The 15,977-nt window shown below is 60.1% G+C and carries 16 protein-coding genes; 8 read left to right on the forward strand and 8 right to left on the reverse strand.

Translation table 11 applies throughout. The features are described from left to right. Window positions 1–122 precede the first annotated feature (122 nt). Together miaA and mutL are read right to left on the reverse strand one after the other, a co-directional pair. Window positions 123–1,070: a tRNA (adenosine(37)-N6)-dimethylallyltransferase MiaA gene (gene miaA, locus GSQ77_RS19120; protein ID WP_158904364.1), complete on the reverse strand. Its 948-nt coding sequence runs from the start codon at window positions 1,068–1,070 to the stop codon at window positions 123–125. Window positions 1,071–1,098: 28 nt separating this feature from the next. Further along, a complete protein-coding gene (gene mutL / locus GSQ77_RS19125; protein ID WP_158904365.1) occupies window positions 1,099–3,081 on the reverse strand; it encodes a DNA mismatch repair endonuclease MutL in 1,983 nt (660 codons plus the stop codon). A gap of 182 nt (window positions 3,082–3,263) precedes the next feature. Here mutL and GSQ77_RS19130 point away from each other — a divergent pair, with 182 nt between their 5' ends. Next, entirely contained in the window at window positions 3,264–3,911 is a 648-nt protein-coding gene (locus GSQ77_RS19130) for a VTT domain-containing protein (protein ID WP_158904366.1), read from the forward strand. Between the two features lie 176 nt (window positions 3,912–4,087). Here GSQ77_RS19130 and GSQ77_RS19135 read toward each other — a convergent pair whose 3' ends face one another. Together GSQ77_RS19135 and tsaE are read right to left on the reverse strand one after the other, a co-directional pair. Next, a complete protein-coding gene (locus tag GSQ77_RS19135) occupies window positions 4,088–5,668 on the reverse strand; it encodes an N-acetylmuramoyl-L-alanine amidase (protein WP_158904367.1) in 1,581 nt (526 codons plus the stop codon). Beyond that, the gene (gene tsaE, locus GSQ77_RS19140) at window positions 5,650–6,222 is read right to left on the reverse strand and encodes a tRNA (adenosine(37)-N6)-threonylcarbamoyltransferase complex ATPase subunit type 1 TsaE (RefSeq protein ID WP_254067702.1); all 573 of its coding nucleotides are present in this window, start codon (window positions 6,220–6,222) and stop codon (window positions 5,650–5,652) included. Before tsaE ends, GSQ77_RS19135 begins: the two co-directional genes overlap by 19 nt. An 85-nt stretch (window positions 6,223–6,307) precedes the next feature. Between tsaE and queG the strand changes: the two genes are divergently transcribed. From queG to plsY, 5 genes are all read left to right on the forward strand, one after another. Further along, entirely contained in the window at window positions 6,308–7,648 is a 1,341-nt protein-coding gene (gene queG / locus GSQ77_RS19145; RefSeq protein WP_158904369.1) for a tRNA epoxyqueuosine(34) reductase QueG, read from the forward strand. Between the two features lie 18 nt (window positions 7,649–7,666). Then, window positions 7,667–8,164 carry a methylated-DNA--[protein]-cysteine S-methyltransferase gene (locus tag GSQ77_RS19150; protein ID WP_158906345.1) on the forward strand — a complete coding sequence of 166 codons (498 nt, stop codon included), beginning with the start codon at window positions 7,667–7,669 and terminating at the stop codon, window positions 8,162–8,164. Beyond that, window positions 8,164–9,171 carry a site-specific tyrosine recombinase XerD gene (gene xerD, locus GSQ77_RS19155; RefSeq protein ID WP_158904370.1) on the forward strand — a complete coding sequence of 336 codons (1,008 nt, stop codon included), beginning with the start codon at window positions 8,164–8,166 and terminating at the stop codon, window positions 9,169–9,171. The genes GSQ77_RS19150 and xerD overlap by 1 nt, the downstream gene beginning before the upstream one ends. A 56-nt stretch (window positions 9,172–9,227) precedes the next feature. Next, the gene (ybaK, locus tag GSQ77_RS19160; RefSeq protein ID WP_158904371.1) at window positions 9,228–9,719 is read left to right on the forward strand and encodes a Cys-tRNA(Pro) deacylase; all 492 of its coding nucleotides are present in this window, start codon (window positions 9,228–9,230) and stop codon (window positions 9,717–9,719) included. 158 nt (window positions 9,720–9,877) lie between these two features. Next, complete coding sequence (gene plsY, locus GSQ77_RS19165; RefSeq protein ID WP_158904372.1) at window positions 9,878–10,537, forward strand: glycerol-3-phosphate 1-O-acyltransferase PlsY; 660 nt, start codon at window positions 9,878–9,880, stop codon at window positions 10,535–10,537. A gap of 97 nt (window positions 10,538–10,634) precedes the next feature. Here plsY and GSQ77_RS19170 read toward each other — a convergent pair whose 3' ends face one another. Beyond that, window positions 10,635–11,120 (reverse strand): YajQ family cyclic di-GMP-binding protein, encoded by a 486-nt coding sequence (locus GSQ77_RS19170; protein WP_158904373.1) that lies wholly within the window; start codon window positions 11,118–11,120, stop codon window positions 10,635–10,637. A 226-nt stretch (window positions 11,121–11,346) separates the two neighbouring features. On the opposite strand from GSQ77_RS19170, the gene murB reads away from it, so the two are divergent. Beyond that, window positions 11,347–12,366 carry a UDP-N-acetylmuramate dehydrogenase gene (murB, locus tag GSQ77_RS19175; protein ID WP_158906347.1) on the forward strand — a complete coding sequence of 340 codons (1,020 nt, stop codon included), beginning with the start codon at window positions 11,347–11,349 and terminating at the stop codon, window positions 12,364–12,366. Window positions 12,367–12,564: 198 nt separating this feature from the next. Here the strand turns inward: murB and GSQ77_RS19180 are convergent, their stop codons facing one another. Beyond that, window positions 12,565–13,791: an argininosuccinate synthase gene (locus GSQ77_RS19180; protein ID WP_158904374.1), complete on the reverse strand. Its 1,227-nt coding sequence runs from the start codon at window positions 13,789–13,791 to the stop codon at window positions 12,565–12,567. A gap of 140 nt (window positions 13,792–13,931) precedes the next feature. Then, window positions 13,932–14,861, reverse strand: a complete 930-nt coding sequence (argF, locus tag GSQ77_RS19185) for an ornithine carbamoyltransferase (protein WP_158904375.1) — start codon at window positions 14,859–14,861, stop codon at window positions 13,932–13,934. Window positions 14,862–15,098: 237 nt separating this feature from the next. Between argF and GSQ77_RS19190 the strand changes: the two genes are divergently transcribed. Next, complete coding sequence (locus GSQ77_RS19190; protein WP_158906349.1) at window positions 15,099–15,440, forward strand: DUF3579 domain-containing protein; 342 nt, start codon at window positions 15,099–15,101, stop codon at window positions 15,438–15,440. 227 nt (window positions 15,441–15,667) lie between these two features. On the opposite strand, the gene rpsT is transcribed toward GSQ77_RS19190, so the two are convergent. Further along, window positions 15,668–15,949, reverse strand: coding sequence for a 30S ribosomal protein S20 (gene rpsT / locus GSQ77_RS19195; RefSeq protein WP_158904376.1), 282 nt, complete (start codon window positions 15,947–15,949; stop codon window positions 15,668–15,670). Window positions 15,950–15,977: the final 28 nt, after the last annotated feature.

Consider the following 15,977-nt stretch of genomic DNA (forward strand, 5'->3'; position numbering starts at 1 on the left):
GAGCGCGCACCGCGCAGGGGGCGCGTCGTTTAGCCGAAGGCACAATACGCGTTAATCGAAACCAATAATTGCCGTCAGGCAATCAATCAGACGATTTCGTATTTTTTTCATGGGCAATAGGCTCAAAAGCCTAGCAACGCTCTGATGGCATGCACCGTTTGCGCCGTCGCATCGGCATCGCAACAATCGATCACCGTGCGCTCAGGCATCCCGCGCAACCACGTCAACTGCCGCTTGCACAACTGCCGCGTTGCGAACACGCCTTTATCCCGGGCGCCTGGTAAATCGATCTCACCGTCGAGATACGCCCAAATCTGCCGATAGCCGACACACCGTATCGACGGCAGCCCCGGGTGCAGATCGCCGCGCGCGTGCAGTCGCGCTACCTCATCGACCAGGCCGGCCGCGATCATCTGATCGAAACGCCGCGCAATGCGTGCATGCAAGACAGCGCGATCGGAAGGCTCCAGCGCCACCGGAATAAACCGATAGGCGGTCTCGGCCGCCGGCTGCCGCGTCTTCGCATGAAATGCCGAAAGCGCTTGACCGGATAGCATCCAGACTTCCAATGCGCGCTGGATTCGTTGCGAATCGTTAGGTGCGAGCCGCGCCGCAGTGACAGGATCCACTTCCGCCAAGCGCGCATGCAACGCGGGCCAGCCCAGGTCCGCAGCCTGTGCATCGAGCGCGGCCCGCACCTCGGTGTCCGCACTGGGCATGTCGTTCAAGCCCTGGCTCAATGCCCGGTAGTACAACATCGTGCCGCCAACCAGCAGTGGTACACGACCACGCGCTCGAATTTCACCGATCAAGCGCCGCGCGTCGTCATGAAACTGGCCCGCCGAGTAAGTGTCGGCCGGGTCGATGATGTCGATCAGATGGTGCGGTACCTGTGCTCGCTCGGCCGCATCGGGTTTCGCGGTGCCGATATCCATCTCGCGATAGACCAGCGCCGAATCGACGCTGACGATTTCGATCGGCAACTGGCGCGCCAATTCCAGCGCCGCAGCGGTTTTACCGGATGCGGTCGGACCCAACAGACAGACAACGGGCAGTGGAGCTTCAATCATGCCGACACCCGCGTGCAGACGCCGGCACTTATTGCCCGCGCATGAAAAGTCGATCCATGTCGGCCAGCGTCAGCTGGAACCAGGTCGGCCGACCGTGGTTGCACTGGTCGGCGCGTTCGGTCACTTCCATTTGGCGCAGCAGTGAATTCATTTCGTCCAGGCCCAGACGCCGGTTGGCACGCACCGCGTGGTGGCAAGCCAGCGTGCCCAGCAATTCATGCTGGCGCTCGGTGAGTACGCGCGAGCCGCCGTAGGAATGCAGGTCAGATAGCACCGCGCGGGCGAGCGTCTGTAAATCCGCGTCTTTCAACAGTGCTGGAACTGCACGCACCGCGATCGAGGTCGGCGACAGCACGGCCAAATCGAAGCCGAGCGCGGCGAGTGTTTCGCGGTTCTCTTCCACGGTGCCGATCTCGACCGGATCCGCCGGCATCGCGAGCGGAATCAACAAAGGCTGCACCGCGATCGAACGATCGGTCAGCGCGTTCTTGAACTGCTCGTAGAGTATGCGTTCGTGCGCGGCGTGCATATCGACGATCACGAGGCCGCTCGAATTTTGCGCCAACACGTAGATGCCGTGGACTTGCCCTAGCGCAAAGCCCAGCGGTTGTTCTTGGTCGGACCATTGCCCCGGCGTCAATTCGCCCACACCGGGCTGGCTGACGAAGCCGGGTATCCGTGGCGACGATGCGGCGTATGGCGTGTCCAGTCCAGTCGTGCGCGAGTTCAATCCATCACTCAATCCATCGGCTGCACCCGTCGGCGATTCGGACCGGCGCCCAAACAGCGCATCGTAGAACGCCAACGGCTGGGCGACGGGCAAGCTACCTTGCCGCATCCGGGCTTGCGGCAGCCAAGTGCTTTGCGTACCGGGTACAGCACCCGGGACTGGCATCGGCCGGGTGCTTTCCAGATGCGCCGCATGACCGCCCGCGGTGGTTTCAGGCGCAGCGCCTGCATGCCGTGCCAGCGCGCGCTGCACCGCGTGAAACACGAATTGGTGGATGGAGCGTGAGTCGCGAAAGCGCACCTCGATTTTGGAGGGATGTACGTTGACATCCACCGACCCGGGCGGAATTTCCAGACACAATACATAGGACGGGTAACGCTCGCCGTGCAACACGTCTTCGTATGCGGCGCGTACCGCGTGGGTGAGCAGCCGGTCTCGCACGAAGCGGCCGTTGACGAAAAAATACTGCTGGTCGCTGCGGCTTCGGCTGGCGGTCGGCAAACCGGCGTAGCCGTAGACGGCCAGGGGACCGGCTTGCTCTTCGAGTGGCAGATGCGCGCCGGCAAACGTTTCGCCGAGGATCTTCGCCGTGCGCTGCGCCGCGTCGCTGGGGTTCCAGTGATCGACCGCGCGGCCGTTGTGGAGTACCGAAATCGCTACGTCAGGACGAGAGAGTGCGGCGCGCCGCACCATTTCCAGGCAGTGGCCCAACTCGGTTTGTTCGCTTTTCAGAAACTTGCGGCGCGCCGGCGTATTGAAATACAACTCGCGCACCTCGATGGTCGTGCCCGTCGCGCCCGCGGATGGCGCAAGCTCGCCAGACTGCGCGTCTATGCGCGTCGCGTGTGCGGCGCTTGATGTGCGGCTCGTAATCGAGACTTGTGCGACCGAGGCGATCGAGGCGAGCGCTTCGCCACGAAAACCGAGCGTGCGTACCGATTCGAGTTCGGCCAGTGTATGGATCTTGCTGGTCGCATGCCGCATCAACGCGAGCGGTAGTTCGTCTGCGGGTATGCCGCGGCCGTCGTCGGTGACGGTAATGCGTTTCACGCCGCCTTCATCGAGCGTGATGCGCAGCGCTGTGGCACCCGCGTCGAGCGCATTCTCGAGCAATTCCTTGACGACCGACGCCGGGCGCTCGACCACTTCACCGGCGGCGATCTGGCTAATCAGTTGATCGGGCAGCGGCTGAATGGACCGGCTGACGGCCTGCGGCGGTGCGGCGTCGGCGGATGTGGGCAGTGTGGCGTCGGAAGAACGCTGGGGGAGGGTATCGGCCATGTCGAGATTATAGCGGCTGAACCCGGCGGCTGAACCCGGCGGCTGAACCCGATGTCAGAACCCAGCGATGGAGCGCTGCGCATAACGCGGCCATTGAACTCGACGGCTAAACGACTCGGGCGATTTAGAAAATGGTTTCCGGTATCATGGGCGCGATCGTTAAACCCTAACAGGATCCGCATTTGGACACGCTATTGGCTTTTGGCAGCTTGGTGCTGCATATCGACAAATTCCTGGGGGTATTCATCCAGCAATACGGCGCGTGGGTGTACGCAGTGCTGTTCCTGATCGTGTTTTGCGAAACCGGGCTGGTGGTCTTTCCGTTCTTGCCCGGGGACTCCTTGTTATTTATCGGTGGTGCGTTCGCCGCTTCCGGTCTGATGGATGTGACACTGCTCACTGTGTTGGTGCTTGTGGCGGCGATCGGCGGCAATACCTTGAATTACGCGATCGGTCGTGGCATCGGCGTGCGCGTGTATCAGAGCAATTGGCGTTTTCTCGATAAGAAAGCACTGCAACGCACGCACGATTTCTATGAGCGGCACGGCGGAAAAACGATCGTATTGGCCCGCTTTATGCCGGTGGTGCGGACCTTCGCGCCGTTCGTGGCCGGTGTGTCGGGGATGCGTTTCGGCCGTTTTCAAATGTTCAACGTCGGCAGCGCATTGCTGTGGGTGTTGAGCTTGGTGCTGTGCGGCTATTTCTTCGGCAACTTGCCGTATATCAAGCAATATCTGAACGTCATCGTACTGGTCGGTGTAGCTGCTGCAGCGGTGCCGGTAGCGTTCGGTGCCTTATGGAAACTGATGAGGCAAAAACGCGACGCCTGAGGGTGAGGCAGAGGCGGCCGCCGCGTATCGGTTTCACTGGGACAGTCGGACGGCGCCGCTCAGGCAATCTCGATCAGGTCGGCTACTCAGGCGGCCTACTCAAGCAAGCTCATATAAATCGCGTCGATTCGACCGCATGGCTTTTCTTACGCCCAGCTTTCTCCGCTAGCCGTCTCTTACACCGTCCGACTTTTCGCCAGCGGTGGGTTGGCAGCAAAATACCGTTTGATGCCGCGTAAGATCGCATCCGCCATTTGATCGCGATAGGCCTCGTTATTCAGCTTCGCTTCTTCTTCCGGGTTCGAAATAAACGCAGTCTCGACGAGTACCGAAGGGATGTCGGGCGCCTTGAGCACGGCAAAACTGGCCTGTTCCACCGAGCCCTTGTGCAACTTGTTGATGGAGCCGATTTCGTCGAGCACGAAGCCGCCATAGCGCAAGCTGTCGTGAATTTGTGCCGTGGTCGACATGTCCAGCATGGCGCGTGACACGGTTTCGTCCTGAGACTTGATGTTGATCCCGCCGATCAGGTCGGACGAATTCTCCTTGTTGGCCATCCAGCGTGCGGCGGTACTCGTAGCGCCATGATCAGACAGCGCGAACACCGACGAGCCACGCGCATTCGGCGTGATGAAGGCGTCGGCGTGGATCGAAACGAACAGGTCGGCTTCGACCCGACGCGCTTTCTGAACGCGCACATTGAGCGGCACGAAGAAATCGTCGTCACGCGTCATCATGGCGCGCATATTGGGTTGGGCATCGATCTTGGCGCGCAGTTTGTGGCCGATGTCGAGCACCACGTTTTTTTCGTAGCTTCCAGCGCTGCCGATCGCGCCAGGATCTTCACCGCCGTGGCCAGGATCGATCGCGACAGTCAGCAGCCTCACGGTGGTGGGCTTGTCCGCTTTATCCGGTGCAGCGCGCGCCATCTTCTCGGGCGGCAAACCGGCGCCGGGCCCGGGCGCTGCCCGGTTCACGCTGGCTAGAGGATCGGACTTGTGAGGCGGCACATTCGCCACGACACTTGGCGCGTGGAATTGCGTCGCGCCCGGTGCCGCCGGTGCGCTCGGGCTGCTCGCCGCTTGGGCTGCTTGAGCCGTTTGGTTGGCGTATTTCTCGAAGAACGCATCGCTGCTATCGAGCGAGCTGGTAGCTGGCGGTGCATCGGGTGCCGGCGTCGCGGCGGAGTTCTGTTCGGACAGCGCGGTTTGCTTGTTCTCGGTACGCGCGAGCAACTCCAGCAGCGGGTCAGGGGCCACAGCAGGATAGAGATCGAATACCAGCCGATACTTGTACTCGCCCACTGGCGCAAGCGCAAACGATTGCGGCTTGACCGCGCCCTTCAGATCGATCACCAGCCGCACCACGTGCGGCTGGAATTGGCCCACGCGCACCTGCGCAATCTGCGGGTCGTTCGGCGTAATCTTGGCGACCAGATCTTTGAGCGCCTGATCCAGATCGAGACCGTTGAAATCGACCACCACACGATCTGGCCCTTGCAGCAATTGCTCCTGGTATTGCAAGGGCTGATCGGACTCGATGGTGACACGCGTGTAATCGCGTGCGGGCCATACCCGCACCGCCATCACCGATTGTGCCGCCGCATCGCGACTTGCCAGCGGGCTCAACGGCCCGAGCAAACCGACCAGTACGGTCGACGCACCCGCGCGCAATATCTTGCGCCGCGACCAGCCCGAGCTTGCGCCAGCGGCCGACTCGATCGAGTAAAACGGTTTGATCAACAATTTGCGAGGCACTGTTTTCCCGTTTCGGTAAAGGCTTGAGCCGTGAGCTGACGACCTTCGTCGCTCAGCGCGATAGCAAAGTTCAGATCGGGTACCCCGAGCAAGCCTCCCGCTTGTTCGGGCCATTCGACCAGGCATAGCGAGCCGCTGCCAAAATAATCGCGGAACCCGGCGTCGGCCCATTCTGCTGGATCGGCAAAGCGGTACAGGTCGAAATGATAAACAAGCAGACTGCTTTGTGGTGAGGCAATGCTGTCTATGGTGTAAGGTTCGACCAGTGTGTAAGTGGGGCTGCGCACTCGGCCCGGGTGACCCAGCGCATGCAGCGTGGCACGCACCAGCGTGGTCTTGCCGGCACCGAGATCGCCGGTAAGATGGACTTGCAGGCCTTTGAAAGGTTGCAGTGCGCCTTGTAACGGAGTGTGTGCTGCGGCTTGCGTAGGGCCCGCTTGTTGTTCGTAATCTCGTTCGTAAGACGGGTCACGCAAGATGTTGAGCGCGCGGGCAAAACGTTGCCCGAACGCGACGGTGGCCGCTTCGTCGGGCAAATCGAAAACGCGCGTCATGATGTCGGCCGGGTGGCCAACGCGAGCTTGCGAATTTGTATGGTCAGGTGGAACCGAGGGCGCGGGCATTGCGTAAAATGATCATATGAATTCCATTCCGTTTTCCGCGGCGTCCGATACGTTGGCGACGGCGTCACTGAACGCCGAGGCGCTGGCCGAGTGTGCCCGGCAGATTCAGGTCTGGGGGCGTGAACTGGGTTTCAGCGCGGTGGGGATCAGTACCGTCGATACCCATCATCCGGTCGCGGCCGAGGCCCAGGCGAAGCTTGAAGCCCGCTTTGACGCGTGGCTCGCAGCGGGGTACCACGGCGAGATGGATTATATGGCGAAACACGGCTCCAAACGCACTCGCCCAGCCGAACTCGTGCCGGGTACGTTACGGGTTATTAGCGTGCGCCTCGATTATCTGCCCGCGGACGTGTTTACGCCAACGGCCAGTGCCGCTGCAAACACAAACGCAAACACAAACGCAAACGCAAACGCAAACGCGAATGTAACCGAGCGTGCGACCGCGACTGCGAGCGAAAATGCGACCGAAACCGCCGCGGCGATCACGAGACACCCCGAGGATTGGCGCCGGGCGGAGTTGTCCCGTTTAAGCGAACCGGGCAGTGCCGTGGTATCGGTCTACGCGCGCGGCCGCGATTATCACAAGGTGCTGCGGCAACGTCTGCAGAAACTGGCCGAACGCATCGCCGAGCAGATCGGCCCGTTCGGTCATCGCGTGTTCACCGATTCGGCGCCGGTCCTGGAAGTCGAGTTGGCGCGTCGGGCCAACCTGGGCTGGCGCGGCAAACATACTTTGCTGCTGCATCCGCAGCACGGTTCGTTTTTCTTTCTCGGTGAAATTTATGTCGATATCGCGTTGCCGGTGTCGACGGTAGACGAGGAGCCCGAGGCGCAGTTGCCCGGCGAGATCGATGGGGCGCATTGTGGGTCTTGCACGCGCTGTCTGGCGGCCTGTCCGACCGGTGCGATCGTGGCGCCTTATCGAGTTGACGCGCGGCGTTGTATCTCCTATCTGACGATAGAATTGAAAGGCAGTATCCCGCTTGAGCTTCGACCATTGATCGGTAACCGTGTCTATGGATGCGACGATTGCCAGATGGTGTGTCCGTGGAATAAGTTTGCGCAGCCTGCGTCGATCGACGATTTCGCACCGCGTAACGGGCTGGACCGGCCCGAGCTGGTCGAGTTGTTCGGATGGAGCGCGGCGCAATTCGATACGCGCCTGGCTGGCTCGGCGATACGCCGCATCGGATATGAACGTTGGTCGAGAAACCTCGCGGTGGGATTGGGCAATGCGCTGCGCACGCAACTCGAACCGGCGGCACGCGATGCGGTACTGGCAGCGCTGAGGACGCGCGCGGATGACGATTCGGCGGTAGTGCGAGAGCACGTCGGCTGGGCGCTAGAGGCGGCGTGAATGCAAAGGGGGAGTGTGATGTATCAAGCGGTGATTGATGTGCCATTTGGACGGGTAGGCATTCGTACGAGCCATGGCGCCACGGATTTCGATCCGATGCAGCCTGAAGTGCTGAAGGAGGTGATCTATCTACTGCCGACTACGGCATTGCGTGCGCCGCAGACGCCGCTTGCGCAGCGCACGGCGCAACAAATCGAACGCTACCTGGAGCGTCCGGTCAGTGCGTTCGACGTGCCGTTGGATGTCGTCGGCACGGCGTTCCAGCAACGTGTCTGGCAAGCCATCTGCGACATACCGTGTGGGACCGTGCGGACCTATGGCCAGTTGGCGCGCCTGATCGGCAGCGCGCCGCGTGCGGTCGGTCAAGCATGCGGCTCGAACTATTTTCCATTATTGATTCCGTGTCACCGGGTCGTGTCTTCATCGGGAATCGGCGGATTCGCTCATCATGGCGGAGATGGATATTTCCGCGATATCAAGCGCTGGCTGCTTACGCACGAAGGGGTGAAGTACTGATGGCAAAAGCGGCTGCGGTGCCTGAAGGTTCCAATGCGGCTACCGTTGCAGCCACGGCTACGGCTACGGCCAAGGTTGCAGCGAGCGAGCCGCTGTCGGACTCCGCGCAGCGGACCTATCAAGCCAGTATTGGACGGATCGATACCTTTTGCGATGCGATCTGGCTTGAACATGGGCTGTCGCGCAACACGCTGTCCGCCTATCGACTCGATTTGAGTTTGTTCGCGCATTGGCTGGCAGCGCAACGCGATCGGGCTTTGGACAGCGTTGAGGAAGATGATCTGAACGGCTATTTCGCCGTACGGCGCGCCGACAAGGCCACCACTTCGAATCGCCGCCTCTCGGTACTACGCCGCTATTACGCGTGGGCGTTGCGCGAGCACCGCGTGTCGGTCGATCCTACCTTGAAGGCGCGCGCGGCCCGACAGCCGCTGCGCTTTCCGTCGACGCTCTCGGAAGCGCAAGTCGAAGGCCTGTTGCGAGCGCCCAACCTCGACGCTGCGTTGGGCTTGCGCGATCGCACCATGATCGAGTTGATGTATGCGAGCGGTCTGCGAGTGTCCGAACTGGTGACGCTCAAGACCGTCGAAGTGGGCTTGAACGAAGGTGTGGTGCGGGTACTGGGCAAGGGCTCGAAAGAACGGCTGATCCCGTTTGGCGAAGAAGCGCATGGTTGGCTCACGCGCTATCTGCGCGAATCGCGCCCCGCGCTATTGGGCGCGCGTTCGGCCGATGCGTTATTTGTCACCACACGCGGCGGGGCAATGACGCGGCAAGCGTTCTGGTATCTGCTCAAGCGCTATGCGCTGATCGCCGGCATCAATGCGCCGCTATCGCCGCACACCTTGCGGCACGCGTTTGCGACGCATCTGCTCAATCACGGCGCCGACCTGCGTGTGGTGCAATTGCTGCTGGGCCATGCCGACATTTCGACGACACAGATCTACACCCATGTGGCGCGCGAACGACTCAAGACGCTTCATCAGATGCATCACCCGCGTGGCTGAACAGCGCGGCGCAGGCTAAGGCTTCGTGCTCCGCCGACGATCTTTACAATAACGCTATGAGCAAACAGAAACACGTATCCGAGACCCAGGCGACACAGTTCTTGCGCAAGCATCAGGTGGCATTCGGGGAGCATCCGTACACCTACGTCGACCATGGTGGCACGACCGAATCGGCTCGCCAGCTTGGCGTGGACGAGCACCACGTCATCAAGACCCTGGTGATGGAGGACGATCAAGCCAAGCCATTGATCGTGCTGATGCACGGTGACCGCACGGTGTCGACCAAAAACCTGGCGCGGCAAATTGGCGTGAAACGAGTCGAACCGTGCAAGCCCGAGGTGGCGAATCGCCATTCCGGTTACTTGGTGGGCGGCACCTCGCCGTTTGGCTTAAAGAAAGCGATGCCGGTGTACTTCGAAGAGAGCATCCTCGAGCTGCCGCTGATTTACCTCAATGGTGGGCGGCGCGGTTATCTGGTGAGTCTGGTGCCGGATGTCCTGACCCGCCTGCTGGAGGCCAAGCCGGTGAATTGCGCCAGCGTTGAATGAACTGTGTAGCGGCGCAGGATCGTGGCTGATAGCACGAGGGACGGCGTGATCCGGTGGAGGCCTCTGCGGTGATTGAGCGGGGTAATCCAGTGTAGGTCGGGCCCGCGACCTTCGGTACAATGCGCGCCTGACCATTGCTAATTTGTCGCAAACTCATCATGTCCATTCTGTCTATCGATTTGCTTGTCGCCGTGTTGGCTTACCTGATCGGCTCCGTGTCATTCGCGGTGCTGGTCAGCGCCGGCATGGGGCTCGCCGATCCGCGCTCGTATGGTTCGAAGAACCCGGGCGCAACCAATGTGCTGCGCAGTGGCAACAAGCTGGCAGCCGTGCTGACCTTGCTTGGCGACGCGCTCAAAGGTTGGCTTGCGGTTTGGCTGACTCAGCATTTCGCCGCGCGTTTCGGCCTCGATGACGATGCCATCGCGCTGGCTGCGCTCGCCGTCTTTATCGGTCACCTTTATCCGGTGTTCTTTCGCTTCAAGGGCGGCAAGGGTGTGGCGACTGCGGCGGGGATACTATTGGCGATCGACCCCATCCTCGGCTTGGCAACCCTGGCAACCTGGCTGATCGTCGCGTTTTTCATCCGCTACTCTTCGCTGGCCGCATTGATCTCGGCGTTGTTCGCGCCGTTCTTCGATTTTTTGATGTTCGGCACCAGCCCCATTCTGTTGGCCGTTTTTTTGATGAGCGCGTTATTGATTTATCGGCACAGCGGGAACATTGCGAAGCTGATAGCCGGTAAGGAAAGCCGCATCGGCGAGAAAAAGACGGCGGCCGGTGTGAAGCCCGCGCCGGCGAAAAGCGCTAAAAAATAGTCGATGCGTCATCGGGCCGAACAGGGGGCGGGGCACGCTTGCGCGTAACCGTGGGCGGTCGTAATCAAGCGAACGCCCCCGCTCACTGGCTGCCGTTTTAATCGCGGAAGTTATTGAAGTCCAGCGGTGTATCGGTCACATCCTTGCGCATCAACGCAATCGCGGCTTGCAGGTCGTCGCGTTTGGTGCCGGTCACGCGCACCGCATCGCCCTGTATGCTTGCTTGCACCTTGATCTTGCTGTCCTTGAGCAGGCGCACGATTTTCTTCGACAGATCGCCTGAAACGCCTTTCTTGATCGTGATGACTTGCTTGATCTTGTCGCCGCCGATCTTCTCGACCTTGCCGTAGTCGAGAAAACGTACGTCGACGTTGCGCTTGGCCATCTTGTTGATCATGACGTCCTTGACCTGGCTGAGCTTGAAATCGCCGTCGGCATAGCAGGTTAGGTCGTTTTCCTTATGCTCGATGCGGGCATCGGAGCCTTTGAAGTCGAAACGGGTCGAAATTTCCTTGTTCGACTGTTCGATCGCGTTTTTGACTTCAATCATGTTTGCTTCGCAAACGACGTCAAACGATGGCATGAGCTGTCCTTTTGGGTGAGGCGGCATACGGGCGCGCCAGGGTTACATTGTGCTGGCAACCGGCGCAGCGCGGCCGACTCTGTTTTGGCTTGCTGGCAATGCCAGCGTGCTCGTTATAATTCGGGTTACTGGTATTTTACCGGTGCCGCTCGTTTTGCCCAAGTTCGTCGAGGGCAGGGCTGTTAGTCTCTGACTTCGTGACTCCGTGTCTTCCTCACTGCCGCCTATGGCCGACCTGATCGCCGACTTCTCGCTGTTGCCCCACAATACCTTTGGCTTCGATGTCAAAGCGCGCTACGCCTATAGCGTGGAGTATGAGGCTCAATTACCCGCGCTGCTAGCGCATCCGCGCTTGGCCAAGCTGCCACGGCTGATTTTGGGCGGCGGCAGCAACGTGGTGTTGACCGGCGACTTCGAGGGCGCGGTGTGGCTGGTGCGTTTGGCCGGCCGACGCCTGTTGCGCGAAGATGCCGATGCCTTTTACGTCGAGGCCGCTGCCGGCGAGAACTGGCATGATTTCGTCGCATGGACATTGGAGCAGGGCTACCCGGGGCTTGAAAACCTGGCGCTGATTCCCGGCACGGTGGGGGCGGCGCCCATCCAGAATATTGGGGCCTATGGGATCGAGATGGCGGAACACTTCGACCGCCTGCGCGCGTTCGACCTGAGTTCGGGCACGATTTGCGAGTTCGATCTTGCCGATTGTGCGTTCGGGTACCGGGACAGCATCTTCAAGCGGGCTGCCCGGGGCTGTTATCTGATTCTATCTGTGACTTTTCGCTTGCCCAAGCAATGGCAGCCACGGGCGGGCTACGCCGATGTGGCGCGTGCTTTGGCTGAGCGCGGCATTGCACAGCCGAGCGCGCAGAATATTTTCGACGCGGTCGTCGCGGTTCGCCGCGCGAAGCTGCCGGACCCGTTGCAGACTGGCAATGCCGGCAGTTTTTTCAAGAACCCGGTCGTCGATGCCGCGCAGTTTGAAGCGCTTGCGCATCGCGAGCCAGGTCTCGTGTCGTACCGGCAAGCGGACGGCCGCTTTAAGCTGGCAGCGGGCTGGCTAATCGAGCAGACGGGATGGAAAGGCCGCGCGCTAGGCGAGGCGGCGGTGCATGAGCGTCAGGCCTTGGTTTTGATCAATCGCGGCGGGGCGGATGGTCGTCAGGTGCTGGCGCTGGCCGACGCAATACGCGCGAGCGTGCAGGAACGCTTCGGTGTCGAATTGGAAGCCGAGCCCGTGGTGGTGTGAGATGGTGATGTGAAGCGGTGATGTGAAGCGGTGGTGTGAGGCGGTGGTGTGAGGCGGTGGTGTGAGGCGGTGATATAAAAAAGCGCTCGGAAATTTTCCGAGCGCTTTTTCCAGCGTTAATGCAGCTTACGCAGTGTAATTTCACATCGTAGCCACTACGTCAAAGCCAGCTACAACGCGAACAACACCCTGCGCGCCTCAGGAACGCTTGCGTCGTGCGTTTTCGGCGATGCGCATGCGCAGGGCATTGAGCTTGATAAAGCCGCCGGCATCAGCCTGGTTGTAGGCGCCACCGTCATCGTCGAAGGTCGCGATGTTCTTGTCGAACAAGGTTTCCTTCGAATCGCGCGCGACGACCGTCGCGCTGCCTTTGTACAACTTGATGCGTACCCAGCCATTGACGCTTTGCTGCGTGTGATCGATCAGCACTTGCAGCGCGCGGCGCTCCGGGCTCCACCAATAACCGTTGTAAATCAGCGCGGCGTAGCGTGCCATCAGATCGTCTTTCAAGTGCGCCACTTCGCGATCGAGCGTGATCGATTCGATGCCGCGGTGGCCCTTGAGCATGATGGTGCCACCCGGCGTTTCATAGCAGCCGCGCGATTTCATGCCGACGTAGCGGTTTTCAACCAGATCGAGGCGTCCGACACCGTGCTTGCCGCCCAGCGCATTCAACTCGGTCAACATTTCAGCCGGCGATAGGGCACGACCGTTCAATGCCACCGGGTCGCCGTTCTTGTACTCGATATCGACATATTCCGGCGTATCCGGCGCGGCTTCGGGCGCGACCGTCCAGCGCCACATGTCGGCTTCGGCTTCGGCTTTCGGGTCTTCCAGATGGCGACCTTCGAACGAAATGTGCAGCAGGTTGGCGTCCATCGAATAGGGCGCGCCGCCTTGCTTGTGCTTCATCTCGATCGGAATGCCGGCTTTCTCGGCATACGCGAGCAGTTTTTCACGCGACAGCAGATCCCACTCGCGCCACGGCGCGATGACCTTGATGCCTGGTTCGAGCGCGTAATAACCGAGTTCGAAACGCACCTGATCGTTGCCCTTGCCGGTTGCGCCGTGCGAAACCGATTGCGCGCCCGTGGAGCGGGCAATTTCGATCTGGCGCTTGGCGATCAGCGGGCGCGCAATCGAGGTGCCCAGCAGGTATTCGCCTTCGTAAATGGCATTGCAGCGAAACATCGGGAACACGAAATCGCGGACAAATTCTTCGCGCAAGTCGTCGATGAAAATATTTTCCGGCTTGATGCCCATTTGCAGCGCTTTCTTGCGCGCGGGCTCGAGCTCTTCGCCCTGGCCGATATCGGCCGTGAACGTGACGACTTCGGCGTCGTAGTTGTCCTGCAGCCATTTAAGGATGACGGAGGTGTCCAGCCCGCCCGAGTAGGCAAGCACGACTTTCTGATGATCGCTCATAGTGAATCCATAGCTTGAGAAGGGAGGCCGCCCGGTTGGCTAAGCCCGCCCGTTATTTTGACATTGTTTGCAAACCGGCTTTCGACATTTAATCATGCTGCGCGATGCCGCCGGTGCATCGCGCGGGTCTTGGGTCTAGCTCAGTTATCCAACTTCCCGAGCAACAGGAATTCCAGCAGCGCCTTTTGCACATGCAAACGGTTTTCCGCTTCCTGCCAGACCACGCTTTGCGGCCCATCGATCACTTCGGCGGTTACTTCTTCGCCGCGGTGCGCCGGCAGGCAGTGCATGAACAGCGCATCCGAACGGGCGCGCGCCATCATGTTGGCATCCACGCACCAATCCTTGAACGAGCGCATGCGCGCTTCGTTTTCCGCTTCGAAGCCCATGCTGGTCCACACATCGGTGGTGACCAGATCGGCGCCGGCACACGCCGCGTGCGGATCTTCAAACTCCTCGAAGGCGTCATGCGATTCGGCTGGCACGAGCGCCATATCGACCCGGTAACCGGGCGGCGTCGAAATATTCAGCTTGAAGCCGAGAATATGCGCGGCCTCGATCCAGGTGTACGCCATATTGTTGGCGTCGCCGATCCACGCCACCGTCTTGCCCTGAATCGGCTCACGGCACTCGTAATAGGTGAAGATGTCGGCCAAGACCTGACACGGGTGATATTCGTTGGTCAACCCGTTGATCACCGGCACGCGCGACGAATCGGCAAAGCGCTGCAGAATGTCCTGGCCGAACGTGCGGATCATGATGATGTCGGTCATGCGCGAAATCACCTGCGCCGCGTCTTCGATCGGCTCGCCACGACCCAACTGCGTATCGCGCGTATTCATGAATACGGCGTGGCCGCCGAGCTGATAAATACCGGCTTCGAACGACAAACGCGTGCGTGTCGAATTTTTTTCGAAGATCATCGCCAGTGTGCGGTCGTGCAACGGGTGATAGGTCTCGTAACTCTTGAATTTGTGCTTCAGGATCCGCGCGCGTTCGAATATGTAATCGTATTCGTCACGGGTCAGATCGTTGAATTGTAAATAATGGCGAATCTTTTTATCGGTCATGAAACTAATATGGCAAGCAGCGGGAGTATGGGTGCCCTGCTGCGGCCGCTCCCTTAGGTAAGTCTTGGAAGGATAAAGGATTTCGTTGCATTTGACGAGCCGCCCCGGCGACTCCACAGCGTTATGACCGGGATATGACGCTGTTTTCCAGCCCGCCATGCAAGCTGCGTTCAGAGGGTGGGTAGGCTATAATTCGCCTCGCAGTTCCAGAGTGAAAAAATGCAGAACAACTTGCCTATGGCCGAAGAATTCCCCAACGGATATTTCATTCAAGGTGTCACGAAAGACGGGAAGCGTTTTCGGCCCAGTGATTGGTCGGAGCGTCTTTGCGGCGTGATGTCACAGTTTGGTCCCAGCACTGGCGTGATTGGACGTAACGCGCGCCTGCAGTATTCTCTCTACGTCCGTCCCACCCTGCTCGGCGATATCAAATGCGTGTGGGTCGACGCGCGCCTGCGCGATGTCGAACCGATGGCATTCAACTTCGTGATGAATTTCGCCAAGGACAACGGCCAGGTTGTCACGGAAGGATGCTTGTTGCACGACGGCGTACCCGCGTCGATATTCACGCCGCGCTGAGTGAGCCCTCTGCCGCTCGTGCGGCATACGCTGATACCGCAAACAACCCGCAAACAACCCGCAAACAACCCGCAAAAAAACCCGCAAAAAAACCCAAGCAAAAAGCCCGCTGCGTGCGGGCTTTTTGTTCTATCGCAGGAAACAGGTTGGGGTGAGCCGGGCAGGCTAGCTGCCGGACTGGGCCCTGAGTGTTACTAGGCGCTTATTTGGCGCTTACTGCGTGATGCTTACTGCGCAGCAGCCGGAGCCGACAGGCCCTTGATCGCAGCGGACAGGCGGCTCTTCTGGCGAGCGGCCCGGTTTTTGTGAATGATGTTCTTGTCAGCGATGATATCGAGCGTCTTCGACGATTTCTTGAAGATCTCGTTTGCTGCAGCTTGATCGCCGGTTTCGATGGCCTTGCGAACAGCCTTGATTGCGGTGCGCAGCTTCGAGCGCAGTGCCGAGTTGTGCGAGTTGGCTTTGGCAGCCTGACGGGCACGCTTGCGAGCTTGTGCGGAGTTTGCCATGACGTTTCCTTATCCTGTTTCCTGATCC

The sequence above is a fragment of the Burkholderia sp. L27(2015) genome, from assembly GCF_009765705.1.
Taxonomy (GTDB): domain Bacteria; phylum Pseudomonadota; class Gammaproteobacteria; order Burkholderiales; family Burkholderiaceae; genus LMUX01.